Origin of the sequence: Streptomyces sp. NPDC058685, assembly GCF_042714725.1 — a bacterium.
In the GTDB taxonomy this organism is placed as follows: Bacteria; Actinomycetota; Actinomycetes; order Streptomycetales; family Streptomycetaceae; genus Streptomyces.
Genome location: NZ_JBHXSL010000003.1, coordinates 178,424 through 203,326 on the forward strand (window position 1 = coordinate 178,424; position 24,903 = coordinate 203,326).

General features: G+C 70.5%; 22 protein-coding genes, 2 tRNA genes and 1 pseudogene. 15 read left to right on the forward strand and 10 right to left on the reverse strand.

What is annotated here, in order from left to right:
- Window positions 1-45: 45 nt before the first annotated feature.
- The 3 genes from ACFWU3_RS03980 to ACFWU3_RS03990 all read right to left on the reverse strand — a co-directional run bounded on the left by ACFWU3_RS03980 (window position 46) and on the right by ACFWU3_RS03990 (window position 3,967).
- A complete protein-coding gene (locus ACFWU3_RS03980) occupies window positions 46-1,242 on the reverse strand; it encodes an acyl-CoA dehydrogenase family protein (protein ID WP_384431011.1) in 1,197 nt (398 codons plus the stop codon).
- A 497-nt stretch (window positions 1,243-1,739) separates the two neighbouring features.
- Window positions 1,740-2,927, reverse strand: coding sequence for a mandelate racemase/muconate lactonizing enzyme family protein (locus ACFWU3_RS03985; RefSeq protein WP_384430693.1), 1,188 nt, complete (start codon window positions 2,925-2,927; stop codon window positions 1,740-1,742).
- A complete protein-coding gene (locus ACFWU3_RS03990) occupies window positions 2,927-3,967 on the reverse strand; it encodes a LacI family DNA-binding transcriptional regulator (protein WP_384431014.1) in 1,041 nt (346 codons plus the stop codon). Before ACFWU3_RS03990 ends, ACFWU3_RS03985 begins: the two co-directional genes overlap by 1 nt.
- A 186-nt stretch (window positions 3,968-4,153) precedes the next feature.
- Between ACFWU3_RS03990 and ACFWU3_RS03995 the strand changes: the two genes are divergently transcribed.
- The 3 genes from ACFWU3_RS03995 to ACFWU3_RS04005 are packed head-to-tail and all read left to right on the forward strand — an operon-like array spanning window position 4,154 to window position 6,905.
- Complete coding sequence (locus tag ACFWU3_RS03995) at window positions 4,154-5,017, forward strand: ABC transporter permease (protein WP_384430696.1); 864 nt, start codon at window positions 4,154-4,156, stop codon at window positions 5,015-5,017.
- Between the two features lie 35 nt (window positions 5,018-5,052).
- Window positions 5,053-6,072, forward strand: a complete 1,020-nt coding sequence (locus ACFWU3_RS04000) for an ABC transporter substrate-binding protein (protein ID WP_384430699.1) — start codon at window positions 5,053-5,055, stop codon at window positions 6,070-6,072.
- Window positions 6,073-6,074: 2 nt separating this feature from the next.
- A complete protein-coding gene (locus ACFWU3_RS04005; RefSeq protein WP_384431017.1) occupies window positions 6,075-6,905 on the forward strand; it encodes an ABC transporter ATP-binding protein in 831 nt (276 codons plus the stop codon).
- A 142-nt stretch (window positions 6,906-7,047) separates the two neighbouring features.
- On the opposite strand, the gene ACFWU3_RS04010 is transcribed toward ACFWU3_RS04005, so the two are convergent.
- Window positions 7,048-7,905: a sugar phosphate isomerase/epimerase family protein gene (locus tag ACFWU3_RS04010; protein ID WP_384430702.1), complete on the reverse strand. Its 858-nt coding sequence runs from the start codon at window positions 7,903-7,905 to the stop codon at window positions 7,048-7,050.
- A 28-nt stretch (window positions 7,906-7,933) separates the two neighbouring features.
- Window positions 7,934-11,407 carry a ThuA domain-containing protein gene (locus tag ACFWU3_RS04015; protein WP_384430705.1) on the reverse strand — a complete coding sequence of 1,158 codons (3,474 nt, stop codon included), beginning with the start codon at window positions 11,405-11,407 and terminating at the stop codon, window positions 7,934-7,936.
- A gap of 189 nt (window positions 11,408-11,596) precedes the next feature.
- Between ACFWU3_RS04015 and ACFWU3_RS04020 the strand changes: the two genes are divergently transcribed.
- Window positions 11,597-11,962 carry an MmcQ/YjbR family DNA-binding protein gene (locus tag ACFWU3_RS04020; protein ID WP_384430709.1) on the forward strand — a complete coding sequence of 122 codons (366 nt, stop codon included), beginning with the start codon at window positions 11,597-11,599 and terminating at the stop codon, window positions 11,960-11,962.
- 53 nt (window positions 11,963-12,015) lie between these two features.
- Here the strand turns inward: ACFWU3_RS04020 and ACFWU3_RS04025 are convergent, their stop codons facing one another.
- Together ACFWU3_RS04025 and ACFWU3_RS04030 are read right to left on the reverse strand one after the other, a co-directional pair.
- The gene (locus tag ACFWU3_RS04025) at window positions 12,016-12,921 is read right to left on the reverse strand and encodes a transketolase family protein (protein WP_384430712.1); all 906 of its coding nucleotides are present in this window, start codon (window positions 12,919-12,921) and stop codon (window positions 12,016-12,018) included.
- Between the two features lie 178 nt (window positions 12,922-13,099).
- The gene (locus ACFWU3_RS04030; RefSeq protein ID WP_384431020.1) at window positions 13,100-13,750 is read right to left on the reverse strand and encodes a transketolase; all 651 of its coding nucleotides are present in this window, start codon (window positions 13,748-13,750) and stop codon (window positions 13,100-13,102) included.
- Window positions 13,751-14,073: 323 nt separating this feature from the next.
- On the opposite strand from ACFWU3_RS04030, the gene ACFWU3_RS04035 reads away from it, so the two are divergent.
- The 4 genes from ACFWU3_RS04035 (at window position 14,074) to ACFWU3_RS04050 (ending at window position 17,199) form a co-directional block, all read left to right on the forward strand.
- A tRNA-Pro gene (locus tag ACFWU3_RS04035) sits at window positions 14,074-14,150 on the forward strand.
- Between the two features lie 83 nt (window positions 14,151-14,233).
- Complete coding sequence (locus ACFWU3_RS04040; RefSeq protein WP_384430714.1) at window positions 14,234-14,989, forward strand: sulfite exporter TauE/SafE family protein; 756 nt, start codon at window positions 14,234-14,236, stop codon at window positions 14,987-14,989.
- Between the two features lie 147 nt (window positions 14,990-15,136).
- Window positions 15,137-16,360 (forward strand): cytochrome P450, encoded by a 1,224-nt coding sequence (locus tag ACFWU3_RS04045; protein WP_384430719.1) that lies wholly within the window; start codon window positions 15,137-15,139, stop codon window positions 16,358-16,360.
- A 77-nt stretch (window positions 16,361-16,437) separates the two neighbouring features.
- Window positions 16,438-17,199, forward strand: a complete 762-nt coding sequence (locus ACFWU3_RS04050; RefSeq protein WP_384430722.1) for a cobalt-precorrin-6A reductase — start codon at window positions 16,438-16,440, stop codon at window positions 17,197-17,199.
- Here ACFWU3_RS04050 and cobF read toward each other — a convergent pair.
- Window positions 17,168-17,923, reverse strand: a complete 756-nt coding sequence (gene cobF, locus ACFWU3_RS04055; RefSeq protein ID WP_384430726.1) for a precorrin-6A synthase (deacetylating) — start codon at window positions 17,921-17,923, stop codon at window positions 17,168-17,170. The genes ACFWU3_RS04050 and cobF overlap by 32 nt on opposite strands.
- A 72-nt stretch (window positions 17,924-17,995) precedes the next feature.
- Here cobF and ACFWU3_RS04060 point away from each other — a divergent pair, with 72 nt between their 5' ends.
- The 3 genes from ACFWU3_RS04060 to ACFWU3_RS04070 are packed head-to-tail and all read left to right on the forward strand — an operon-like array spanning window position 17,996 to window position 20,750.
- A complete protein-coding gene (locus ACFWU3_RS04060; protein WP_384430729.1) occupies window positions 17,996-18,706 on the forward strand; it encodes a (Fe-S)-binding protein in 711 nt (236 codons plus the stop codon).
- Complete coding sequence (locus ACFWU3_RS04065; RefSeq protein WP_384430732.1) at window positions 18,703-20,121, forward strand: LutB/LldF family L-lactate oxidation iron-sulfur protein; 1,419 nt, start codon at window positions 18,703-18,705, stop codon at window positions 20,119-20,121. Before ACFWU3_RS04060 ends, ACFWU3_RS04065 begins: the two co-directional genes overlap by 4 nt.
- Window positions 20,118-20,750: a lactate utilization protein C gene (locus ACFWU3_RS04070; RefSeq protein ID WP_384430735.1), complete on the forward strand. Its 633-nt coding sequence runs from the start codon at window positions 20,118-20,120 to the stop codon at window positions 20,748-20,750. The genes ACFWU3_RS04065 and ACFWU3_RS04070 overlap by 4 nt, the downstream gene beginning before the upstream one ends.
- A gap of 10 nt (window positions 20,751-20,760) precedes the next feature.
- On the opposite strand, the gene ACFWU3_RS04075 is transcribed toward ACFWU3_RS04070, so the two are convergent.
- Window positions 20,761-21,228: a DUF309 domain-containing protein gene (locus tag ACFWU3_RS04075; RefSeq protein WP_384430739.1), complete on the reverse strand. Its 468-nt coding sequence runs from the start codon at window positions 21,226-21,228 to the stop codon at window positions 20,761-20,763.
- Between the two features lie 124 nt (window positions 21,229-21,352).
- On the opposite strand from ACFWU3_RS04075, the gene ACFWU3_RS04080 reads away from it, so the two are divergent.
- Window positions 21,353-21,429, forward strand: a tRNA-Pro gene (locus ACFWU3_RS04080).
- Window positions 21,430-21,557: 128 nt separating this feature from the next.
- Here the strand turns inward: ACFWU3_RS04080 and ACFWU3_RS04085 are convergent.
- A pseudogene (locus ACFWU3_RS04085) lies at window positions 21,558-21,927 on the reverse strand (thiamine pyrophosphate-binding protein); the annotation flags it as partial.
- Between the two features lie 144 nt (window positions 21,928-22,071).
- Here ACFWU3_RS04085 and ACFWU3_RS04090 point away from each other — a divergent pair.
- From ACFWU3_RS04090 to ACFWU3_RS04100, 3 genes are all read left to right on the forward strand, one after another.
- Window positions 22,072-22,197 (forward strand): hypothetical protein, encoded by a 126-nt coding sequence (locus tag ACFWU3_RS04090; RefSeq protein ID WP_384430742.1) that lies wholly within the window; start codon window positions 22,072-22,074, stop codon window positions 22,195-22,197.
- Window positions 22,198-22,266: 69 nt separating this feature from the next.
- Window positions 22,267-23,229 carry a TIGR03557 family F420-dependent LLM class oxidoreductase gene (locus ACFWU3_RS04095; RefSeq protein ID WP_384430745.1) on the forward strand — a complete coding sequence of 321 codons (963 nt, stop codon included), beginning with the start codon at window positions 22,267-22,269 and terminating at the stop codon, window positions 23,227-23,229.
- Between the two features lie 13 nt (window positions 23,230-23,242).
- The gene (locus ACFWU3_RS04100) at window positions 23,243-24,775 is read left to right on the forward strand and encodes an FAD-dependent oxidoreductase (protein ID WP_384430748.1); all 1,533 of its coding nucleotides are present in this window, start codon (window positions 23,243-23,245) and stop codon (window positions 24,773-24,775) included.
- Window positions 24,776-24,903: the final 128 nt, after the last annotated feature.

Sequence of the window (24,903 nt, forward strand, 5' to 3'; positions counted from 1 at the left end):
GTCCGGTGCGCCTCCGGGTGCACCGGGCCGGTGCGGAGCTCCCGTTCACACCGCCGGCTCCAGGCCGACGACCTCGGACAGCCGTTCGGACCACTGGCCCTTCGCCGTCCCGAGAGCCACCTCCGCGAGGCGGAGCAACTGGACGTCGGAGGTGCCGGCCGGGGCGAACATGTGCAGCGCGTCCCGCAGATAGCGCTCGATGGGCCGGTCCGTGAAGAGCCCGGCGGCGGCGTGGATCTCCATGGCGTTGCGGGCCGAGTCGATGGCCGACTCCACGTTGATGAGCTTGGCGTTCATCAGCTCCGCGTCGCACGGCAGGCCCGCGTCCAGCAGATGCACCGCGTGATAGGCCGTCAGCCGGGCGGTCATGAGCCGCGACTGGAGCTTGCCGAGCTTGAGCTTGATGGACGGCAGCTCGTGCAGTGGCTCGCCGTAGCGGCGGCGCTGCTCGCAGAACCGGGTCGTCTCGTCCAGGATCGCCTGGTGGATGCCGAGCGAGACGGCGGTGAGGTTCGCCCGTCCGTACAGCACGCTGGAGGAGTACGCCACGGCCAGACCGTCGCCCTCCCGGCCGAGCCGGTTCGCGGCGGGCACCCGGCAGTCGTGGAAGTGGAGTTCGCCGAAGCTGAAACCGTGCAGACCCATCGTCGGCCGCTGGTCGCCGACGCTCACACCGGGGCGGTCCGACTCCACGAGGAAGGCGGTCAGACCACCCGATCCGGAACCGGTGCGCACCACCACGCCGTGCAGATCGCCCACATGACTGTTGCCGACGTACACCTTCCGGCCGTTGAGGACGTAGTCGTCCCCGTCCCGTACCGCGGTGGCGCTCATGCCGAGGACATGGCCGCCCGACTCGGGTTCGGTCACGGCGATCGTCGGCAGACACTCGCCGGCCGCGATGGCGGGCAGCCAGGTCTTCTTCTGTGTCTCGTTGCCGAAGTGGACGATCTTGGCCACGCCCAGCTGGGACGCCTGCACCATCGCACCCATGGCACCACTGACGCGGGCCATCTCCTCGATGATGATGGTCTTGGCGAGGTGTCCGGCCCCCATGCCGCCGTGTCCTCTGCTGATCGTCGCTCCCAGCCAGCCCTGCCGGGCTGTGAGCCGGGACAGATCGTGGTGGACCGAGCGGGCAGCCTCCATGGCGGGGATTCTGGGGCGTACCTCTCTCTCCGCGAAGCTCCGTACCTCTGCGCGTAGTTGATGATGCAGCCGACTGGCGAAGTAGCCGTCCAACGCGAGCCCTCCTCTGCGAAACGCCTGCTCGGGCGGTTGTTCGAGCAGGTGGTGCATCGGTAGTGGTCCCCTCCCGAACAGGCCGACCACGTCCTCGTGTTGATCGATTGCGGATGGTGCGGCAGGGACGCCGACGGTGTTCCGATGCCGGTCGTCGTGGGGTGAGGGAGTGTGCTGTGCGCGTGGTGGAGGCCCGTCCGGTACTGCGGTACGGCATTCCCCGTGTGCTTCTTTCTGCCACATGCCAACGGCAAAGGTTTCGTGGGCATATGGCACTGAGGGACAGCCGCAGGCCGCGAACGGGCCTCGAAGCAGGCATCCGTGTGCGTCAGGAGGACAGCCACGGCACGGGTTCGGGCGGGGAGCGGCGTGGCCGGATCGGGCTTGCGACGCCCGGCCCGGCGCTGCCCGCGCACAGCGGCGCGTTTCGGCGCGTGGCGCGTACACGGGGCGCAAGGAGCGCGTGCACCGGCGTATTCCGCCTGCCAGGCCCTTGGTTACGCCCGCTGCTCCAGTACGTCGACGGCCAGCTCGCGCACCACTGCCTCGTCGACCTCCACGCCGAGACCCGGCGCGTCGGGAACACGGGCCACTCCCTTCTCCACCCGTACGGTCTCACCCGCGTACGGCGAGTCGATGAACTGCCGCCCGTTCAGGTCGACCGGGGTGTCGATGCCGTACGCCGAGAACAGATGCAGCGACGCGGCCAGCCCCAGATCCGAGTCGGTGAGCCCCGACCCCATCAGCCGCACCCCGCAGTCCTCCGCGAGCGAGCACAGCCGGCGCGACAGGGTGAGTCCGCCACTGCGCTGCACCTTGGCGATCGCCACGTCGACGGCCTCCAGACGCACGAAGGTCGCCAGATCGGTCGGGTGGCGCAGGCTCTCGTCGAGGGCCACCGGCACGGGGGAGTGCTCCCGCAGCCGGCGCAGTCCCGCGATGTCGTTGGCGGGCAGCGGTTGTTCGAAGGCGGTGATGCCGAGGTCGTCCAGCCGCCGGGCCATGCGCAGTGCGGCGTCCACCGTGTACGCCTGATTGGCGTCCACCCACACCGGGGCGCCGGGCGCGTGCTCGCGCACGGCCGCCACCACGGCGGCGTCCGTGTCCTCGTCATGGAGCCCGATCTTGACCTTGAACGCCCGGTGGCCGGCGTCCGATCCCTCCGCCACGCTGTCCCCGGCCTCGGCGGGGGACTGCCCGGAAACGATCCACCCGAGCTCGATCGTCTCCGAGCGGCGCTGTCCCCACAGCACGCCGAGCGGTACGCCGGCGGCCCGCCCCAGCAGGTCGTGGAGGGCCGTGTCGACCGCGCTCTTGGCGAGGGGCGCCCCGATGGTGAAGCCGCGGTTGATCGCCCGGTCGAAGGCGCGGTCGACGGCGTCCAGGTTCCAGACGGGAGTGCCGATGACGGCCGGGGCGAGATAGCGGTCGATGGTGGTGACGATGGACTCGGCCGTCTCGTAGGTCCAGGCCGGCAGCGGCGTGGCCTCGCCCCACCCGTGGGCCCCGTCCGCCGTCACCTTTACCAGCACCCGTATCGAGGGCTGTCCGGCGACGGCGACGGCGCCTCCCGAGACGCCGAAGGAGCGGCGGGTCGGCAGCGCGACCGCGAAGGTCTCGACACGGTCGATCGTGGCGTGCACGGGGGACGTGCTCAGGACGGTCAGCGGGCTCTGCGCGGTCATCAACGGGTCCTTTCCGCAGGGGAATCGGGTGGCGGTGGAGCGGCGCTGGCACGCAGGACGACCTCGCCGCCGGCCCGCACCACGCGTGACCGCGGTCCGCGCGGCTCGCGCAGCGCGAGGGCCATGACCTGCTGCCCCATCGCGGCGAGCGGCAGGGCGACGGTGGTCAGGGGCGGCGAGAGCTCCCGTACGAGAGGGATGTCGTCGAAGCCCGCCAGGGAGATGTCCTCGGGGACCCGGACGCCCTCCTCCCGGAAGGCGGCGAGGGCTCCGACCGCCATCACGTCGGTGACGGCGAAGACGCAGGTCGGCCGACTGGGGCGGGTCAACAGCTCGCGCGCGGCGGCGTATCCGCCGTCGCGGGTGAACGGGCCTTCCACGACGCGCTCCGGGGGCAGTGTGATGCCGGCCGCGGCCAGACCTTCGCGGAAGCCCGCCAGCCGGTCGGACACGGTGGTCAGTTCCGGCGGGCCGCTGAGCACGGCGAACTCCCGGTGCCCAAGGCCGAGCAGAGCCCGCGCCAGGGCCGCCGCGCCGGCGCGGTTCTCGGGCAGGACGGCGTCCACCCGCAGGCTGCGGTGCCGGCTCACCACCGCGACCCGGCCGCCGGCGCGGACGTACGGTTCGAGTTCGGCGGCGAGGGCCCGCTCCCAGGCGCGGTCCTGGAAGCCCGAGCCGATGAGCAGGATCGCGCGGGCCCGCTGCGCGCGGAGCGTGGAGACGTAAGCGATCTCGCGCTCGGGTTCCCGGAAGGTGCTGGCGAGCATGACGAGGAGGTCCTGCTCGGCGGCCGCGCGCATCACTCCGGCGGCGATCGCGGCGAAGTACGGGTCGCCGACGTCGTGGCAGATCAGTCCGACCGTGTTGTTGGAGGCGCTGGCGAGCGCCTGGGCATGGGCGTTGGGTATGTAGCCGAGCAGGTCCGCGGCCGCTCGGACCCGCCGGCGCAGGTCCTCCCGGACCCGTGTGGTCCCGTTGAGTGCGCGGGAGGCCGTGGCCAGGGAGACCCCGGCCTGCCGCGCGACCACGTCGAGCGTCACATGGACGGGTGTTGCTTGCCGTTCACTCACCGCACCCCCCGAAACTTCGGGACGACCTATTGACCGTGCGTACAGGCAGTCATTAGCGTGGCGACACCTTACCAGAAAGCGCTTTCTGAAAGCGTTTTCCGAACATGCCAGTCCACAGCTCTTCTTAGCCGCTCCGGAGACCGGAGGAGTTGACCCGTGAGCCAGAGCGTCATCAACGCGACCCCCGAGAAAGTGGCGGGAGTTGCCCAGCGGAACAAGCCGGGAGCGGGGGAGCGGATCACCCGCGCCCTGGACCGGAGCTGGCGCCCCGTGGCGCTGCTGCTGGTCTGCTTCGGCGCCTGGTGGGCGATCGCCGCGGCCGAACTGGTCGAGCCCTACCTCGTCCCCTCGCCCGGCGCGACGCTCGACGTCCTGACCGGCAAGACCGACTACCTCTGGCAGCACACCTGGGTGACCACCTACGAGACGCTGCTCGGCTTCCTGATCGCCGTCGTCGTCGGGGTCGCCGCCGCGGTGATCATGGTCTACTCGACGACCGTCGAGAAGACGCTCTACCCGATCCTGCTCTTCGCCCAGGTCGTCCCCAAGATCGCCATCGCGCCGCTGTTCGTCGTCTGGCTCGGCTTCGGCATCGCTCCGAAGATCCTGATCGCCGTGCTGATCGCCTTCTTCCCCGTTGTCATCTCGATGGTGACCGGACTCAAGGCGGTCGACCCGGAGATGCTCCAGCTGTCGTCCACCATGGGCGCGAACTCCTGGCAGACCTTCGTCAAGATCCGGTTCCCCGCCTCCCTCCCGCACCTCTTCTCCGGCCTCAAGGTCGCGGTCACACTCGCCGTCACCGGCGCCGTCGTCGGCGAGTTCGTCGGTGCCAACGAGGGACTCGGCTACGTCATCCTCCAGGCCAACGGCAACCTCGACACCCCGATGCTCTTCGCGGGACTGCTCGTGATGTCGCTGATCGGCGTGATCCTCTTCGTCCTCGTCGAGATCGCCGAGAAGTTCCTGCTCCCGTGGCACGCCAGCCGCCGGGACTCCGGTGCCACCACCGCCTACTGATCCCGCACGACCCACGCTGACGAGAAGGACCAGCCATGACTGCGCGCAGAGTTCTGATCGGCCTCGTTCCGCTGCTCCTGGTCGCCACGGCCTGCGGTGAGGACGGCTCCGACAAGAGCACCAGTGACTCGGGCAAGAAGCTCGACAAGGTCACCCTGACCCTCAACTGGTACCCGTACGGCGAGCACGCGCCGTTCTACTACGGCAAGCAGCAGAAGATCTTCGAGAAGCACGGCATCGACCTCACCATCCAGGCCGGACAGGGGTCCCAGAAGACCGTCCAGGCCACCGGCGCGGGCCAGACCGACTTCGGCTGGGCGGACACTCCCGCGGTGCTCTCCGGCGTCGACTCCGGCGTCAAGGTCAAGAGCCTCGGTGTCTTCCTCCAGACCACGCCGTCCTCCGTGCAGTTCTTCGCGTCGCAGGGCATCAAGGCCCCCGCCGATCTCAAGGGCAAGACCATCGCGGGCACCGCGGGCGACGCGCTCTCCAAGACGTTCCCGATCTTCCTGAAGAAGAACAACCTCCAGGAGTCGGACGTCAAGGTCCAGAACACCGACCAGGCGGGCAAGATCGCCGCGGTGATCTCCGGCAAGACGGACGGGCTGCTCGGCTACGCCAGCGACCAGGGCCCCACCATGCAGAACAAGGCCAAGAAGCCGGTCGCGTATCTGCGCTTCTCCGAGAACGGGCTCAACTTCTACTCCAACGGCCTCATCACCGGGCAGCGTTTCCTGACCACCAAGAAGGACGTGGCCGCCCGCATGGCCAAGGCGGTCAGCGAGTCCTTCGCCGCAGCCGAGAAGTCACCCGACCCGGCCGTCGGCGCGATGGACGGCGCGAGCGAGCAACTCCCGCCCAAGGAGGTGCTGTCCGAGCAGTTCAAGACGACCCTGACACTGCTGCACACGCAGGCGACCCAGGGCAAGGCGCCGGGCGTCAACACCGACGCCGACTGGCAGCAGACGATCGACGTCTTCTCCGAGGCCGGCCTGGTCAAGAGCCCCAAGGCCGTGGCGGAGTACTGGGACAGCGCCACGGCAATGAAGGGATGACGATGGCGAGAGAGACGACGGTGCGGGAGCCCGCAGTGCAGCTGGACAAGGACGGGCGGCAGCCCGCGGCGGTCGGTCTGGCCGACGTGGCCGTGCGCTTCCGCACCAAGAACCGGGACGTCACCGCGCTGGAGGGCGTCTCCCTCGATGTCGCACCCGGCGAGTTCGTCGCCATCGTCGGCCCCTCGGGCTGCGGGAAGTCCACCCTGCTCAAGCTGGTCGCCGGTCTGCTGAAGCCGTCCGCCGGCGATGTCCGGCTGGCGGGCGAGCAGGTGCGTGGCCCGCGGCACGACATCGGGTACGTCTTCCAGCGCGCGGCCCTCCTGGAGTGGCGCTCGGCCCGCCGCAACATCCTGCTCCAGGCCGAGATGCGCAGGATGCCGGGCCCGGCGGCCCGGCGGCGCGTCGACGAGCTGATCGCCATGACCGGCCTCGGCGGCTTCGAGGACGCCTACCCGCACGAGCTGTCCGGCGGTATGCAGCAGCGGGTGGCGCTGTGCCGTGCGCTGCTGCACGAACCGCCGGTGCTGCTGATGGACGAGCCGTTCGGAGCGCTCGACGCACTGACCCGCGAGCAGATGAACGTGGAACTCAACCGGATCTGGCGGGAGACGGGCACCACCGTGCTGCTCGTCACCCACTCCATCTCGGAAGCCTGCTACCTGGCCGACCGGGTGGTGGTGATGAGCCCGCGGCCCGGCACCATCACCGAGATCATCGAGGTGGGGCTGCCGGCCCGGCGCAACTACACAGACACGATGGGGCGTCCGGAGTTCCGGGAGGCCACCAGTCACATCCGCCATCTCCTCGGCGCGGCCTCCGCCGCGGACTGACACGCGCGGCGCGCGCCACCGCGCAGGTCCCGGACCGGAGTACGGCACCGGGCAGGTCCCGGACCGCCTCGCCCGTCAACGCCCTGAGCCTCGCACCCCTCCATCGGGGTGCGAGGCTCAGTCGCGTGTCGGCCTGCCGCCGTCAGTACCTCAGCCGGGAGAGGTACCGGTAGCTGTTCAGGGCCGTGGCGAACGGGTCGGCCGGTGCGTCGTGCTCGACCAGCCACTGCCGTACGCCGCCGCTGTCCGCCGTCCCGAACATCGAGCGGAAGTCGAGGACACCGGAACCGACATCGGCGAAGTCGCCGTTGGGGGCCATGTCCTTGACGTGCAGCGCGGGGAAGCGCCGGCGGTGGCGCACGAACAGCGACCGCGGATCGGCGCCGCCCTTGGCCGCCCAGTACACATCGAGCTCGAATCCGACCAGGTGCGGGTCGGTCTCCCTCAGCAGGATGTCGTACAGGTTCTCGCCCTCGACGACCTGGTGGTCCAGGCCGTGGTTGTGGAACAGGAGCGGCCCGAGCCCGGCCTCGCGGGCCGCGAGCCCGGCCTTGTTGAACTCCCGGGCGGCTTCCCGGAATCCCGCCGGCGTGTGCATGGCGCCGGGCAGGCTCGGGACGACGATCCACCGGGCGCCGAGGGTGTGGATGTCCTCCAGGGCCTGCGGCAGACCGCTGCCGCGGACGATGTCGTACCCCACGTGTTCGAGCACCGCCTTCAGACGGGTCTCGTCGAGCATGGTCCGGATCGCGGCCGCGCTGTTGCCGTGCCGGCCGCTCACCCCGACCGTCGCGTAGCCGATGTCCGCGAGCCGGGCGAGGGTGCCCTTGAAGTCCGTCGCCAGCGGGGTGCGCATGGTGTACAGGTGCATGCCGAGGCCGGACGGCGGTATGCGCCGCCGGCACCGGCCCGTCTCGGCGGCCCGGGCGGGTGTGCCCACGGCGGTCGCCGCGGCCGCGCCCAGAGCGGTTCCGAGGAAGGCGCGTCGGGTGTCGTTCATGTCAGCTCCTCTCATCTCTGCTCCTGCCTCAACTCACGGTGACGCGGGCGAAGGCGCTGGTGGTGTCGCCCTCGTTGTCGGTGACGGTCAGATGCGCCGTGTACGTACCGGGCCTGGTGTAGTTGTGCGCGGCCGTCGCGCCCTCGGGGGCGGTGGGCTTGGTGTTGTCGCCGAAGTCCCAGTGGTACGAGGCGATCGTCCGGCCCGTCAGCGGCTTCACGGTGCTCGTCAGCTGGACGGCGAGGGGCGCGGTGCCGGCGGCCGGGGCCGCCTGCACGGTGACCTTCGTCCCCGGGTGCTTCTCGACGCCGCGTCCGTTGAAGTGCAGCCAGTCCACCGCGAACAGGTCCGGCTTGTCGGCGGTCCACTGCGGGTTGGAGAAGACCGCGTACAGCGGCGCGCTGATCCCCGCGAACTTCAGGGGTGTCGTCGGTGAGACGACATTGCCCCAGTCGCCGGTGTTCGGCACGCTCACGCTGCCGAGCAGGGAGCCGGTGGGCGATCCGGAACGGAACTCGACCGTGCCGCCGAGTCCGCCCGAGGCCGCGCCGACCGTCACCGAGTCGATCCCCTTGAGGTGCACGGGATCGAAGCGGATCCAGTCGCCGTCCTCGATCTCGGTGAGCCGCTTGCCGCCGGAGGCGTCCGCGCGGCTCGCCACCACCGCACCGCCGTGGGCGCCGCCGGTGGAGGTGTGGTGCTCGGCCTCCCGCAGCGCCGGGCGCAGGGTGAGCGAGGTGGAACCGGTGAGCGCCGGTGCGCCCGGGGCTCCCTTGTCCTCGTACTGGGCGGTGATGCCGTAGTAGAGGTTCTGGCCGGGCCCGTGGCTGTCGCCGGCGTCCGTCCGGATCTCACCGGCACAGCCGGTGTAGTTGTCCAGCGGATGCAGATGCGAGTCGTGGCCGAGCTGCGACTGGACGACCACTCGCGAGCAGTCGATCTCCCCGTCCTCGCGGTCCGTGACCTTGACCTTGAACGGGATCGTGTCGCCGAAGCTGAACATCCCGCCGTTCGGAGGCTGTTGAATGGTCACCTCGGGCCGGGAATTGCCGACGGTGATGTCGGTGACCGCGAGGCCGCTGAGCTTCCCGGGCGTGGTGACCGTCAGCCGGGCGGTGAAACGGCCCTTGGTCCGGTAGACGTGGGTGGGGTTGGCCGTCGTCGAGTCGGTGGTGCCGTTCCCGTCGAAGTCCCAGGCGTACGTCACCGGTGTGCCGTTCGGCAGACCTGATCCCGCGCTGGAGAACTTCACCGTCAGCGGCGACTTCCCGCTGTCGGGTGTGGCCGTCACCTTGGCGTCCGGCAGCCGGTCGTCACCGACGTGGTCGATGCGGTAGATGCCCGAGCCCTCGTTGCTGCCGCCGCGGCCGGTGCCGCTGCCGAGACCGAAGTCGATGACGTAGAGCGCTCCGTCGGGCCCGAAGTCGGCGTCGAAGGGCTGATTCCACTTCATGTCGCCGAAGATCCCGTTGATGGAGTGCAGATCACCGGCCTTCGCCGGGGCGAAGCGCGGATCGGTGAACGTCTGGTCCTTCTGCTGGAACGAGAACGCCTTGAACCAGGTGCGGGTGAGCTCGTAGGTGAGCCACTTCCCGTCGAAGTACTCCGGGAACTTGGTGCGGTAGGTGTTCGCCGGGTCGTAGTCGTAGACCGGACCGCTCATCGGCCCGCCGCCACCGGTTCCCAGCTCGGGGAACTCGGGCGACGCGGAGTAGGCGTACCAGACGGTGGCCGGCTGGGCCGGCGGCAGCCGGGTGAGCCCGGTGTTGTTGGGGGAGTCGTTGACCGGGGCGGAGCAGTCGAACTTCGGCCCCGACGTCCTGGTCGTGAAGTCGTAGTCGTTGAAGGGGGTGTTGTTGCCGATGCAGTACGGCCAGCCGAAGTTTCCGGCCTTGGTGATCCGGGTGTACTCGACCGTCCCCTCGGGGCCGCGGTCCGCCTTGGCCTCACGGGCGTCGGGACCGTAGTCCGCGACCATCAGCGCACCGCTCTGCGGATCGGTGGTGATCCGGAACGGGTTGCGCATACCCATCGCGTAGACCTCGGGACGCGTCTTGTCCGTACCCGGCGCGAAGAGGTTGCCCTCCGGGACGCTGTACGTCCCGTCGTCCTTCGGCGTGATGCGCAGAACCTTGCCGCGCAGGTCGTTGGTGTTGCCCGAGGTGCCCTGGGCGTCCCAGGCGCGGCGGCCCTCACCCTCGTCGATGGGTGCGAAGCCGTCGGAGGCGAAGGGGTCGGTGTTGTCCCCGGTCGCGATGTAGAGATCGCCGTTCTTGTCGAAGGCGATCGAGCCGGCCATGTGGGAGTTGGCCCTGCCCTCGCCCCGCAGGGTGGGGATGGCGAGCAGCCGCTTCTCGGAGGCGGGGTCGATCGTGTTGCCCGTGACCGTGAACCGCGACAGATTGATCCGCTTCTCGGTCTTGTCGGAGTTCAGGAGATACAGCCAGTGGTTCTCGGCGAAGCCGGGGTCCAGGGCCAGGCCGAGGAGACCGTCGGACTGGCTCGTCATCTCCGGGGTGTAGGCGAAGTCCAGTGCGGTGGTGACCTTGAGCGTCTGCTGGTCGATCACCTTGACCTTGCCGGTGCGCTGGATGAAGAACACCCGGCGGTCGGGCGCGACGGCCAGTTCGAAGGGGTCGGCCAGATCGCTGGTGGCGAGCGGGGTGCGCTGGAAGGCACCTGTCTTGCCCGCGGTGCAGTCACCGGGCTTGTCGCCCGCGGCCCACTGGATGCCGCCGAGCAGATGCTTGAGGAACGCGGCCTCGTCGAAGGCGGCCTTGGCGTGCCCGCCGGCGGTGAACCAGGAGCGGCCGCCGTCGTAGTTCTGGCACCAGGACCACGGATGGTCGACACCCTCGTCCAGCCCGGTGATGCCGTCGCGCACCTTGATCTGCGCGAGCGTGTGGACCTTGCCGGTGGGGTTGGTGCGCCAGTTGTACCACTCCTCCGAGCGCTCCCAGAGTTCCGGGAGACCCTTGGTGGAGGGGTGCGCCTGGTCGAGGACCTTGACCCGCCCGGTCTGGACGGCGGGGTGCTTGTCGAAGATGGCGCCGACGAGACCCTCGTACCAGGTCCAGTCGCGCTCGCTGGCCGACGCGGCGTGCAGACCGACCCAGCCGCCACCGCCGCGGACGTACTTCTGGAGCGCGGCACGCTGCGTCGCGTCCAGCAGATCGCCCGACTCCGGCGTGGAGTTGGTGTTGTTGAAGACGATCGCCTGGAAGCGCGCGAGGTTCGCGTCGGTGAAGGCGGAGGCGTCGTCGGTGGCCTCGACCTCGAAGCCGTTCTCGCTGCCCAGCTTCTTGATGGCCTCGATCCCGGCGGGGATGGAGTCATGGGTGAAGTTGGTGACCTTGGAGAAGACCAGGACCCGGTAGGCCGCGGCCGCTTCGGCCCGCGGCGGGGAGGCCAGGCCGAGCCCGACGACGAGCGCGAGAAGTGCCGTGACGACGGTGGAATGGAAGAGGATTCTCCGGCGGAGCCGTGTGCGGTGCCTGCTCATTGCGCTCCCGGTGGCTGGTGTGCGGACCGTGAATTAGAAAGCGCTTTCTAGATACGTCGCACAGCGTAGGTTCCGGCCTTACGGGGGGTCAATGGGTCGGGAGCGGCCCGTGTGGGGCGATCGGGCCTCAGTTAGGGGGAGTTGGGCCGTCGCGAGGCGAGTGTCGGTGCGGCGTCGTACGGTCGTCCCATGGCGACCGCCGACGACGTACGCAGAATCGCGCTCTCCCTGCCGGGGGCGCTGGAGAAGCTCTCCTGGGGGCTGCCCACGTTCCGGGTGGACAAGGGCAAGCTGTTCGCCTCGCTGGACGACGAGGACAAGGTGCTGGGGGTGAAGTGCCCGAGGGAGGACCGCGAGGAGCTGATCGCCGCCGAGCCGGAGAAGTTCTTCATCCGCGTCGGCCACGACGACCAGTGGCCCTGGCTGCGCGTGCGGTTGGCGGCGCTGGAGGACGAGGAGGAGCTCCGGGCGATCCTCCTCGACTCCTGGCGCCAGGCCGCTCCGAAGAAGCTCCTTGATGCGCACCCCGATCTGTCGGTGCCGGAAGAGCTCTGAAGACCGGCCCCTCCCTGAGGACCGCTCCTCCGTGAAGAAGGAGAAGGTGCGGGCTACCGCCCGAGTCCGAGGAAGCCGCTGATCCGATCGTGCAGACCCTGCGCGTCGAGGCCCTGCGCGGCCAGGTGTTCGTCCATGGAGCCGTAGCGGCGCAGTTCCTCGCGGGAGACGCCGAGGCCCAGGACCCGGTGCGGCAGCTCGGCGAGGGCGTCGTTGGCGGCGGCGGTCGAGGTGCCGGCGAGATAGGGCTCGACGAGCACGACGTCCGCCGCCCGCGCGCCGGCCACAGCAGCGCGCAGCGCCTCGCCGTCGAAGGGCCGCACCGTGGTGGCGTAGAGCACGGTCACATCGAGACCCTCCGTGGCGGCGAGGACGTCGTCCAGCATCGGGCCGACCGCGACGACCACTCCGGCGTTCCCCTCGCGTAGGCGGAGGAAGCGGGCGCCGTTGACATCGAGCCCCTGTGCGTTCGACTGGAGCGACAACCGGACGTACACCCGGTCGTCCCCCGCCACCGCGTGCCGGATCAGCGACTCGGCCTCGTCCGGATGGCCGGGCACATGGACCGTCCAGCCCTCCAGGGTGTCGAGCAGCGCCACATCGCCCGGTGACATATGGGTGAAGCCGCCCGCCGGCCAGTCGTAGGACGCGCCGGCGCTCACCAGCACACCGCCCACGTCCTGGTGGCCGAAGTCCAGCTTCACCTGCTCGAAGGGCCGCTCCACCAGGAAGCTCGCGAAGGTGTGCATGACCGGACGCATCCCGGCGAGGGCCATGCCGCCGCCGACCCCGAGCAGCAGCTGTTCCCGGATGCCCACATTGACCACGCGGTCCGGGTGCCTGCGGTGCGCCCCGTCGAAGCCGTCCCTGCTGATCTCGGCGAGTACGACGGCGAGCCGGGCGTCCTCGTCCAGCAGGCGGCTCGTGGTCGCGATGAACCGGTCACGCATCGTGTCCATGATCAAAATCCCCTCGGGTGGTATCCGGTTGCGGTGGTCCGGGCGGTGCGGGTGGTGCGGGTGTTCCGGGCGGTGCGGGTGTTCCGGGCGGTGCGGGTGTTCCGGGCGGTGCGGGTGGTGCGGTGGTGCGGGCGGTGTTGTGGTGCGGGCGGTGTTGTGGTCCGGGCGGTGCGGTGGTTCACGGGTTCTTGGGCTCGACCCGGGCGACGACGGCCCGCGGCCGCCCCGGATGCGGGGCGATGTACGCGGCGTGCAGCGCCTCGTGGTCCCGGCCGTCGACGGTCTGCGCCGACCAGCCCGCGGCCTCGAACCGGGAGGCGATGCCACCGGGCCAGCCGTGGGTGGCGGAGGAGTTGTCGATCACGAGCGTGTGCAGCCGTTCCAGACCGGCGGGCCCCGCGTAGGCGATGGCCTCGTGGTTGCTGCCCTCGTCGAGCTCGGCATCCCCGATCAGGACCCATACGTGCGGGTCGGTGAGGCCGCGGGCCCGCAGCCCGAGCGCGGTGCCGACGGCGAGGGGCAGCCCGTGCCCGAGTGAACCGCTGCCGATCTCGACCCCGGGCACCAGTGTCCGGTCGGGGTGATGCCCGAGAGGTGAGTCGTACGAGCCGAAGCCGGGCAGCCAGGCCTCGGGGAAGAAGCCCTTGGCGGCGAGGACCGCGTAGTACGCCATGGGGCCGTGCCCCTTGGAGAGGAGGAACCGGTCCCGGCCGGGTGCGTCGGCGGTGGCGGGCGAGACACGCAGGACGCGGTCGTAGAGCACCCACAAGGCGTCGAGCGTGGAGGTCGCCGCGGGTCCGTGCTTCTCGTCACCCGTCATCAGGGCCATCAGCCGACGGAGGTCCGATGTGTCGAGGTCGGGTGCTCCGAGGTCCGATGTGTCGGGGTGCGGCGCGACGAGTCCGGGTGCGTCGGGGTCCGGTGCTGCGCGCCCGGGCGCTGCGTCGGGGTCCGGTGAGATCGCTGTGCGCGTGGTCGATGTCGTCGTCATGAAGACCACCGTGCAACCTCAGGTTTGGTTGAGGTCAAGCGCTTCTGTGGGCCGGTCCGGTATGCGCCGTCCGTGCGGAAAGCGGTTCGTGACCACCCGGGGAAGTGCGGTATTGTTCTCATGCGCGTTCGGCCGGGGGAAACCCCAGGTCAGACGGGCACCGGGACGTGGCGCAGCTTGGTAGCGCACTTGACTGGGGGTCAAGGGGTCGCAGGTTCAAATCCTGTCGTCCCGACCAGCGACTTCGCAGGTCGGAGGCCGTATCGGAATCATCCGGTACGGCCTTTTCGGTTTTCCGTGGCCGTAGCATCGGTTCCTGGCATGGACATCACTGTGAGCTGGGGACTGGTCGCTCTCGCCGCCGCGGCCGCGCTGGTCGGGTTCTCCAAGACGGCGGTCAGCGGCGCGAACACCGTCAGCCTGGCGGTCTTCGCCGCCGTGCTCCCCGCCCGCGAGTCGACGGGCGTCCTCCTTCCCATCCTGATCGCCGGCGACGTGGTCGCGGTGCTCATCTATCGGCGCCATGCGCACTGGCCGACGCTGCTGCGGCTGTTCCCGGCGGTCGCCGCGGGCGTCGTGGTCGGCACCGTGTTCCTGTTCTGGGCCGACGACCAGGTCGTGCGTACCTCGATCGGGGCGATTCTGCTGCTGATGGCCGGCGTCACCGGACTGCGCCGCCGGTCTTCGGGGGACGAGGAAGCGCCGTCGTCGGAGAGCGGGCGGGGCCGGCTGAAGGCTCGTTCGTACGGGGTGCTCAGCGGGTTCACCACCATGGTGGCCAACGCGGGCGGTCCGGTCATGTCCCTGTATCTGCTCTCCGCGGGCTTCCGGAAGCTGGGCTTCCTGGGCACGTCCGCGTGGTTCTTCCTGATCGTCAACGTGTCCAAGGTGCCGTTCAGCGTGGGGCTCGGGCTCATCGACCGCACCTCGCTCCTGCTGGACGCGGTCCTCGTCCTGTTCGTCCTGCCGGGAGCGATGCTCGGGAAGTGGTGCGCGGACCGCATCGACCAGGTGCTCTTCGAACGGCTGGTGATCGCGGCGACCGTGCTCGGCGGTCTGCAACTGCTGCTGTTCTGACAGCTGTTCGAGGACCTGCTCCGAAAGCCGTACGAGAAGGTCACCCCTGCCGGCGGCGTACTTCTCGGGCGCCCGCAAGCGGGTGCACCATGGCCGGACCGACCGGTGGCCGGCCGCCGGTCCTTCTGCCGCCCCCGGAGGCGCCGCGTGGCCAGAGCCGATCACGCCAGGCTCGACGATCTGTACCGCGACCCCTATCCGCTGTACGAGCGAGCCCGCCGGAGCGCGGGCCTCACCTTCGTCCCCGAGTTCGACGCCTGGCTGGTCGCGCGGGACGAGGACGTACGGGAGGTCCTGCGCAGACCGGAGGACTTCTCCTCCCGGCGGGCCCTCCTGCCCGATGTGCTGCCCTCGCCCCCGGCCCTGGAGATCCTCGGCCGGGGGTTCGGCGGCCGCCCCACCGTGGTCTCCAGCGACGGGGAGGCCCATCAGCGCCGCCGGGCTCCGCTCAGCAGAGGGCTGTCGGCCGCGCGGGTCGCCGCCCTGGTGCCGTTCGCCGTCGAGCGCGCCGAGACGCTCGTCGACAGCTTCGCGGCGGACGGTCGTTTCGAACTGATGGAGACGTACGCCCGGCAGTTGCCCGGCCAGGTCGTCGGTCGGCTGATCGGCCTCGACCCGGTGGACGTACCCGCCGTCGTCCACGGCGGCCACCGCGCCGAGCAACTCCTGTTCCGCCCGCTGGCAACGGACGAACAGATCAGCGCCGCCGAGGACATCGTCGCCCTCCAGAGACTCCTGGACGGCTATGTGCGCGACCGGCGCGAGTGCCCGCGCGACGACCTCTGCTCGGGCATGGTCGCGGCGCTCGCGCCCGGCGACGGCGAACTCACCCTCGACCAGCGCCACGAACTCGCCGCCGACCTCCAGAACTTTCTGATCGCCGGGCACCTCACCACCACCGCGCTGATCGGGACGGCGTTCCTGCATCTGCTGAGCGACCGCCGCCAGTGGGAACTGCTCTGCGCGGAACCCGAGTTGATCCCCGCCGCGGTCGAGGAGGCCGCGCGCTACGACAGCGCCGTGCAGGCTTTCCGGCGGGTCACCACGCGGCCCGTCACCGTCGCCGGGACCGAGCTGCCCGAGGGAGCCACGCTTCTGGTGGCCTACGGATCGGCCAACCGGGACGAGCGCCGCCACGAGCGGGCGGACGTCTTCGACATCACCCGTCCCCCCTCGCGGCAGCACGTGGCCTTCGGGCACGGGCCGCACGGCTGCCCCGGCTCCCGGCTCGCCCGTGAACAACTGCGGCTCACCCTGGAGCTGTTCACGCGCCGTATGCCCGGGCTGCGCATCGACGAGGACCGGCCGGCGCCGGCGATGCTCCCCACGCTGATCCACCGCTCACCGGAAGCCCTGCACCTCGTCCACTGAAAGGGCCGGACCCTGGCCCGGGCGCTCCCGGGGCCCTCGATCGGGTCCATGAGCCGCGGCGACGTAGCCTCGGGGCCATGACCGGCACGCACATCCTGATCCTCGGCGGCACCGCCGAGGCACGGCAGCTCGCCACCGAGCTCGCCGTGCCCGGCGGCGCCCGGGTCACCACCTCGCTCGCCGGGCGGGTGGCACAGCCGAGAATGCCGGCCGGTGACGTGCGCGTCGGCGGATTCGGCGGCACCGAGGGACTGGCCGCCTGGCTGCGCGCCGAGCGTGTGGACGCCGTCGTGGACGCCACGCATCCGTTCGCGGAAGTGATCAGCGCCCACGCCGCCCGGGCCGCTGACCTCACCGGCACTCCGCTCGTCGCCCTGCGCAGGCCCGGCTGGCACGCCGGGCCCGGAGACCGCTGGCACGACGCGCTCTCCCTCGCCGATGCGGCGGCGCGGCTGCCGGCCCTGGGGCGGCGGGTCTTCCTCACCACCGGACGGCTCGGCCTCGCCGCCTTCGCCGGACTCGCCGAACCGCACTTCCTCGTACGGTCCGTGGAGCTTCCCGAGCCGCCCCTGCCGCCGCACACCGAGACGCTCCTGGCCCGGGGCCCGTTCACCGTCGACGGCGAGCTGGACCTGATGCGGAGCCACCGCATCGACGTGCTGGTCACCAAGGACAGCGGGGGACCGGCCACCGCGGCCAAGCTCACGGCGGCCCGGTCGCTGGGGCTGCCGGTCGTCGTGGTCCGCCGTCCGCCGGTGCCCGCAGGAGTACCGGCCGCCGAGGACGTGCCAGGGGTGCTCGCCCTGCTCAGCCGCGCCGCAGCAGATAGGTGTCCATGATCCAGCCCTTGCGGGCGCGCGCCGCGGCCCGCAGTTCCTCGATGCGGTCCGACACCTCCGACAGCCGGCCCGACACCAGGATCTCGTCCTCGGTGCCCACGTACGCGCCCCAGTAGATGTACAGGTCCTGGTCCAGATGGCGGGTGAACGCCTGCCGGGCGTCGAGCATCACCACCACGTCGTCCACGCCCTCGGGCCAGCCCTCGGCGAGCCGCCGGCCGGTGGTGATCTGCACCGGGCGCGCGACCCGGTTCAGACCGGTGCGATGCCTGGCGAGCAGGGCGGAGACGCTGCTGATGCCGGGAACGACCTCGTGGTCGAAGGCGACCGCGCCGCGCTCCAGGATCTCCTCCAGGATGCCGAGTGTGGAGTCGTAGAGCGCGGGATCGCCCCAGACGAGGAAGGCTCCGCACTCGTCGTCGGCCAGTTCCTCGGCGATGAACCGTTCGTAGAGATCCGCGCGGCGGCGGCGCCAGTCGTCGACGGCGGGGGAGTAGTCCGATGTCTGACGGTCCCGCTCCGGATCGCGGGCCTCGACAAGCCGGTATCCGGGGTCGTCGATGTGCGCGTCGAGTATGTCCCGGCGCAGCCGGGTCAGATCCGCCTTCTCCTCACCCTTGTCGAGGATGAAGAAGGCATCCGCCTTGTTCAGCGCCTTGACGGCCTGGAGCGTCAGATGGTCGGGGTCGCCCGCCCCGATGCCGATCACATAGATCTTCCTCACCCCGCCGAGTCTGCCCCATCCGGCTGATCGCGGGACCTACCGGGGTCCGCGGTCGCGGCATATCCTCCGACCATGCGTGTCGCACTCTTCGTCACCTGCGTCAACGACGCGATGTTTCCGGCCACCGGTATCGCGACCACGAGGCTCCTGGAACGACTCGGGGTGGAGGTGGACTTCCCGCCCGGGCAGACCTGTTGCGGGCAGCCCCAGTTCAACACCGGCTACCGGCGCGAGACCCGGCCCCTGGTCGAGCGGACGGCCAGGGTCTTCGAGGAGTACGAGTACGTCGTCACCCCGTCCGGGTCGTGCGCGGCGATGGTGCGCGACCACTATCCGGAGTTCGGGGAGACCGGTCTGCCGTCGCGGACGTACGAACTGACCGAGTTCCTGGTGGACGTGCTCGGGGTCACCGACGTCGGCGCGTACTTCCCGCACACCGTGACCTACCACCCCTCCTGCCACGGCCTGCGCATGCTGCGGCTCGGTGACAGACCTCGCAGGCTCCTCGAAGCGGTCAAGGGCCTGGAGCTGCGCGAGCTCCCCGGCGCCGAGGAGTGCTGCGGATTCGGCGGCACCTTCGCCGTCAAGAACCCCGATGTCTCCGCCGCCATGGGCCAGGACAAGGTCCGCAACGCCGTCGCCACCCGGGCCTCCGTCCTGTGCGGCGCCGACAACTCCTGTCTGATGCACATCGGCGGAATCATCCGCCGCCAGGACGAGCCCCTGCGGGCGCTGCACATCGCCGAGATCCTCAGCGCGACGGAAGAGGAGCCCCACGTATGAGCGGGACGTATCTCGGTATGCCGTCCTTCCCCGTCGCCGCCAAGGCCGCGGTGCACGACGCGACCCTGCGGGCCAATCTGCGGCACGCCACCCACACCATCCGCGACAAGCGGGCCAAGGCCGTCGCCGAGCTCGCCGACTGGTCGCTGCTGCGGGAGGCGGGTAAACAGATCAAGGACCACACGCTCCGTCACCTGGACCGGTATCTGGTGCAGTTGGAGGAGCGGGTGACCGCGGCGGGCGGCGTGGTGCACTGGGCCGCCGACGCCGACGAGGCCAACCGCATCGTCGCGGATCTGGTCAAGGCCACCGGCGAACGGGAGGTCGTCAAGGTCAAGTCCATGGCGACGCAGGAGATCGGCCTCAACGAAGCGCTGGAGGCCGAGGGGATCGCCGCGTACGAGACGGACCTCGCGGAGCTGATCGTGCAGCTCGGCGACGACCGGCCCTCCCACATCCTCGTGCCCGCCATCCACCGCAACCGCGGCGAGATCCGTGACATCTTCCGCAGCCGGATGGCGGACTGGGGGCGGGCGGCGCCCGACGGACTGTCCGACACCCCGGCCGAACTCGCGGAGGCGGCCCGGCTCCACCTCCGCGAGAAGTTCCTGCGCGCCAAGGTGGGCGTCTCCGGGGCCAACTTCATGGTCGCCGAGACCGGAACCCTCGTCGTCTTCGAGTCGGAGGGCAACGGACGGATGTGTCTGACCCTGCCCGAGACCCTGATCTCCGTGGTCGGCATCGAGAAGGTCGTGCCCAGCTGGCGGGACCTCGAAGTCTTTCTCCAGACCCTGCCCCGTTCCTCGACGGCCGAGCGGATGAACCCCTACACGTCCATGTGGACCGGGACGGCGGACGCCGACGGGCCGCGGACCTTCCATCTGGTCCTGCTCGACAACGGGCGCACCGACACCCTCGCCGACGAGGTCGGCCGGCAGGCACTGCGCTGCATCCGCTGCTCCGCGTGCCTGAATGTCTGCCCGGTGTACGAGCGAGCCGGCGGTCACGCCTACGGCTCGGTCTACCCCGGCCCCATCGGCGCCATCCTCAGCCCTCAACTGCGCGGCATCCAGAGCGACATCGACGCCTCCCTGCCGTATGCCTCCTCGCTCTGCGGCGCCTGCTACGAGGTCTGTCCGGTCGCCATCGACATCCCCGAAGTCCTCGTCCATCTGCGGGAGTCGGTCGCACAGAAGGGCGGCAAGGGACACCGCTTGGAGAAGGCCGCGATCATGGCGGCGGGCTGGGTGCTGAACCATCCCGGCGCGCTCGCCGCCGGTGAGCGACTCGCGTCGAGGACCCGCAGGTTCCATCCGGCGAAACCACCGGGCGCCGGCGGATGGACGGCGAGCAGGGATCTGCCCGAAGTGCCCGCGGAGTCCTTCCGCGACTGGTGGAAGAAGAACCGCCGATGACCTCCTCACGCGACCGCATCCTCGGCCGGATCCGAGCCGCCGTCGGCGACGCGCCCGATGTGCCCGAAGCCGCACGCGACTACCTCGCCACCCACACACCGGACGACCCGGCCCTCGTCCTGGACCTGCTGCACGAGAACCTCGCCGACTACCGGGCGATCGTGCACCGCAGTACGCCCGCCGCGTTGCCGGGACTGATCGGCGACCTGCTGGCCGGGCACGGAGCACGCTCCGTCGCGGTGCCGGACGGCCTGCCCGAGGAGTGGCTCGCGGCCACCGAGGCCGAACGGCGCGGCGACGGCGGACCGCTCACGGCGTACGAACTCGACGCGACCGACGCGGTGGTCAGCGGATGCGCCCTCGCGATCGCCGAGACCGGCACGATCGTGCTCGACGCCGGCCCCGGGCAGGGCCGCCGGGCACTGACCCTCGTCCCCGATCTGCACATCTGCGTCGTCCGCGCCCCCGAGCAGGTCGTCGCCTCGGTGCCGCAGGCGATGCCGCGCCTGGACCCGACCCGCCCGCTGACCTGGATCTCCGGCCCGTCCGCCACCAGTGACATCGAACTGGACCGTCTCGAGGGCGTCCATGGCCCCCGCACCCTGGAAGTGATCCTGCTCCAGGGGTGAGGTGCAGCCTTCAGAGCGCCAGTCGGGGAGCCTCGGCGCCCGGGTCCACCGGGCCGTCGAGCCGTCCCGCGAGTTCACGCGCCCACGCGGCGAGACCGGACACGTCGACGCCGTGCGGGTCACCGAACCCGACGATCCGGTCAGCGCCGCGCAGCAGCAGGCGCGCGCCGCCCGTGCCGTTGCCGCGGGCGGCATGCGTCAGACCCACCGCGAGCTGCGCGAGACCCCGCCACAGCTCACGCTCCTCCTCGGGCCCGGACTTCCACGCGTCCTCGAACACCTCGTGCGCGTGGAACGGCTTGCCCTCGTCCAGCAGCCGCTGCGCCTGCTCCAACGTCTCCTCGGGGGAGCGCACGATCCCCTCGGGCTGCCGCTCCACACCGGGCGCGCCGTACGGCAGCGGCCGCCCGAGCCCGTCGCGGGGCCGGGCGTTGCGTGCGCGGCCGTCGTCGTCCCGGTCCCTGCGTGATGCGTCCACGTTCCGATTGTCCCTCCCGCCCCGCCGGACCTGCATCCGCCCGCCCGGCCGGGCGTCCGCCGGTGCCGGAGAGTGGGGTAGTGTTTCTCCTGCGTGCCCGGCCGGGAACGGCGCAGGTACGCATCGGGACGTGGCGCAGCTTGGTAGCGCACTTGACTGGGGGTCAAGGGGTCGCAGGTTCAAATCCTGTCGTCCCGACCAGCGTTTACGCGGGTCAGAGGTCGTATCGGAACATCCGGTACGACCTCGTCGGCGTTCACCGCCCGCCGCGGCCCCGGTTACGTCAGTTGTCGTCCCGGCGGAGGCCGCCCGGCCGCATCCCCTGGTGGAGCCGTGCCCGGACTGGACGGAACCATCGTGAACTCGTGCGTGGGCGGGGTGTATTCGAGCTCCCGGACATCGCCGGGGACGATGACGGCCGTCACCGTCCGCTCGGCGTGGGCCGTCCGGATCGCACGGTCGAGAACATGGGGCAGCTGTTCGGGTGTCGTCACATCTCGCAGAAGTCCGACGCCACGTCCCTGTCGAGCTGAGCAGGTCGACCTCCTGCTGGTACGAGCCACCCATGGCGCTGCGGTTCGTCTGCCCGACGATGGCGACGACGGGCACATGGACCGGCTTCGCGTCGTACAGGCCGTTCAGCAGATGGATCGCGCCCGGGCCCGAGGTCGCCGCGCACACTCCCACCCGGCCGGAGAACACCGAGCCCGCCCGTCCCGCTCGTACGGGTCCCGGCCCCCTTGACAGCCGTGCCGATGCCGGACTGGGACGGCTCTGAGAGGACCGGACTGGGACGCCTCTGAGAGGAGAGGACGCGGCGCACGGCGCCGCGGAGCGCACCTGGTGGCCACCGTTCACCCCTCGGCCGTCCCGCGGGCCACGGACCGGGAGGCGGCGTGCTCCGGGCTGGTCACCGACCTGCGGGTGGCGGCGGGCGTACTGCGCCGAATGAGCGGGCGGGTCGTTTGAGGGGCGGGGGAGCGGTTACTCGCCCAGCGTTCGGTCCGGGAAACGGGGGTGCACCGTCGAAGGAGCATCATGACCACCTACGGATACTTTCTCTCGTCCGAGGAATTCACCCCCGCCGAGCTCCTCGCCCAGGCCAGGGCCGCCGAACAGGCCGGCTTCGAGGCCCTGGCGATCTCGGACCACTTCCATCCGTGGAACGACGAGCAGGGGCAGAGCCCCTTCGTCTGGTCGATGATCGGCGCACTGTCCCAGGTCTCGTCACTGCCCGTGACCACCTTCGTGACCTGCCCGACGGTGCGGATGCATCCCGCGATCAACGCACAGGCGGCGGCCACCGCCGCGGTGCTCACCGAAGGCCGGTTCCGCTTCGGGATCGGCACCGGCGAGGCTCTGAACGAGCACATCTACGGCGACGCCTGGCCGGAGGCCGACCAGCGGATGGAGATGCTGGAAGAGGCCGTCCAGGTGATGAACCACCTCTTCACCGGCAAGCAGGTCTCCCACCACGGCAAGCACTACACCGTCGAGAACGCCCGCCTCTACACCGTCCCCGACCAGCCGCCGCCCCTCTACGTCTCCGGCTTCGGACCGCAGGCCGCCGCCCTCGCCGGACGCATCGCGGACGGACTCGTCACGATGATGCCGGACGAGAGCCTGGTCGAGCGGTTCCGCACGTCAGGCGGCGGGCAGAAGCCGGTGATCGGCGGGCTCAAGGTGTGCTGGGGCACCGACCGCGATCAGGCGGTCAAGACCGTGCACCGGCTCTGGCCGAACCAGTTCCTGCCCGGTGAACTCGCCCAGATCCTCCCCACCCCCAAGCACTTCGAGCAGGCCGGTGAGCTGGTCACCGAGGACATGGTGCGGGACGGCGTGACCTGTGGTGATGACGTCGACGAGCATGTGAGGACCGTCGGGGCCTACGCGAAGGCCGGATTCGACGAGGTCTACGTCAACCAGATCGGACCCGAGCAGCAGGGGTTCTTCGACTTCTACCGCACCAGCGTCCTGCCCCGGTTGCGGGACGCAGGCTGACACCGGAGGAATCATGGCCTTCGCCCAGCGCCCGACCGTCGACGAGTCGTACTGGATGACCACGACAGCCGCCACGGACCATCCGCCCCTGCGGTCGGGGACGACGGCGGACGTGGCGGTGATCGGCGGCGGCATCGCCGGGCTCGTCACCGCCTGGGAGCTCCAGCGGGCCGGACTGGACGTCGTCGTCCTGGAGGCCGACCGGATCGCCGCGGGCGTCACCGGATACACGACGGCCAAACTGACCTCCCTGCACGGACTGCACTACGCACAACTGGAGGCCAGGCACGGCGGCGAGAGCGCTGCTCTGTACGCGCTCTCGCAGCAGGACGCGGTCGAGCACGTGGCCGCGCTCTGCGCCGAGCTGGGCATCGACGCCGACCTGGAACGGGTTCCCGCCTACACCTTTGTGGAGGATCCGAAGCGGGTGGACGAGGTGCGCGCCGAGGCCGACACCGCGCGCAGGGCCGGACTGGAGGCCACTTTCGTGACCGACACCGAACTGCCCTTCCCGGTGGCCGGAGCAGTACGGGTGGAGGGCCAACTGCAGTTCCATCCACGCAAGTTCCTGCTGAGCCTGGCCGAACGGTTCGTCCGGGCCGGCGGCCGTATCCATGAGCGCACCCGGGTCACGGGCCTGCGGGACGGGCGGCGTTGTCACCTCACGACCGAGAGCGGCGCCACGGTCGACGCGAGCGACGCCGTCATCGCCACCCACTACCCGGTCTTCGACCGGACCCTGCTGTTCACCCGGCTCAAGCCCCGCCGTGAACTGGTCCTCGCGGCGCCCGTGCCGACGACGGACGCGCCCGAGGGCATGTATCTGAGCCCGGAGTCGGGGACACGGTCACTGCGCAGCGCGCCGTTCGACGAGGTCCGGCGGCTGGTCATCCTCACGGGTGAGTCGTTCGAGCCCGGCGCGGGCGGGGTGCGGGAGCGCTATGCCCGGCTGGAGGCCTGGGCGGGTGAGCGCATCGCGGGCTTCGCCGCCGCGGAGAAGACCTACCGATGGGCCGCCCAGGACAACGACTCGCACGACCACCTGCCGTACGTCGGTCACGCGCATCCGGGTACGCAGCACCTCTATGTGGCCACCGGCTTCGGCGGCTGGGGGATGAGCAACGGGGTCATGGCGGGGCGGCTGTTGACCGCCCACATCGCCGGTGGACCGCGCCCGCCGTGGACGGAGCTGTACGACCCCCGCCGACTGCCGGCCGTACGGGACACGGCCGAACTGGCCAAGTATCAGGCCGGGGTGGCGAAGCACTTCGTCGGAGACCGGCTGCACACGAGCCATGTCGACTCGGTGGAGGAGGTCGCTCCCGGCAGCGGGGCGGTCGTCCGCGTCGGCGGCAAGCACTGCGCGGTCTATCGCGACGCCTCGGGAGAGGTCCGGTCCCTGTCCGCGCGCTGCACCCACCTCGGCTGTCTGGTGCAGTTCAACGACGCCGAGCGGACCTGGGAGTGCCCGTGCCACGGCTCCCGCTTCGCCACGGACGGATCCGTCCTGCACGGCCCGGCGACCCGGCCTCTGGAAGAACTCTGACGAACGCGTGAAAGGCGCCCTGAGTGCTCTGACCAGGGATGATGGCAGCTACGGTCTGTGCCCGTTTGCGCACTGGGGGTGATGGGGTCAGTGTGAATATGTCGATACATCTCCTTGTGCGACGCACG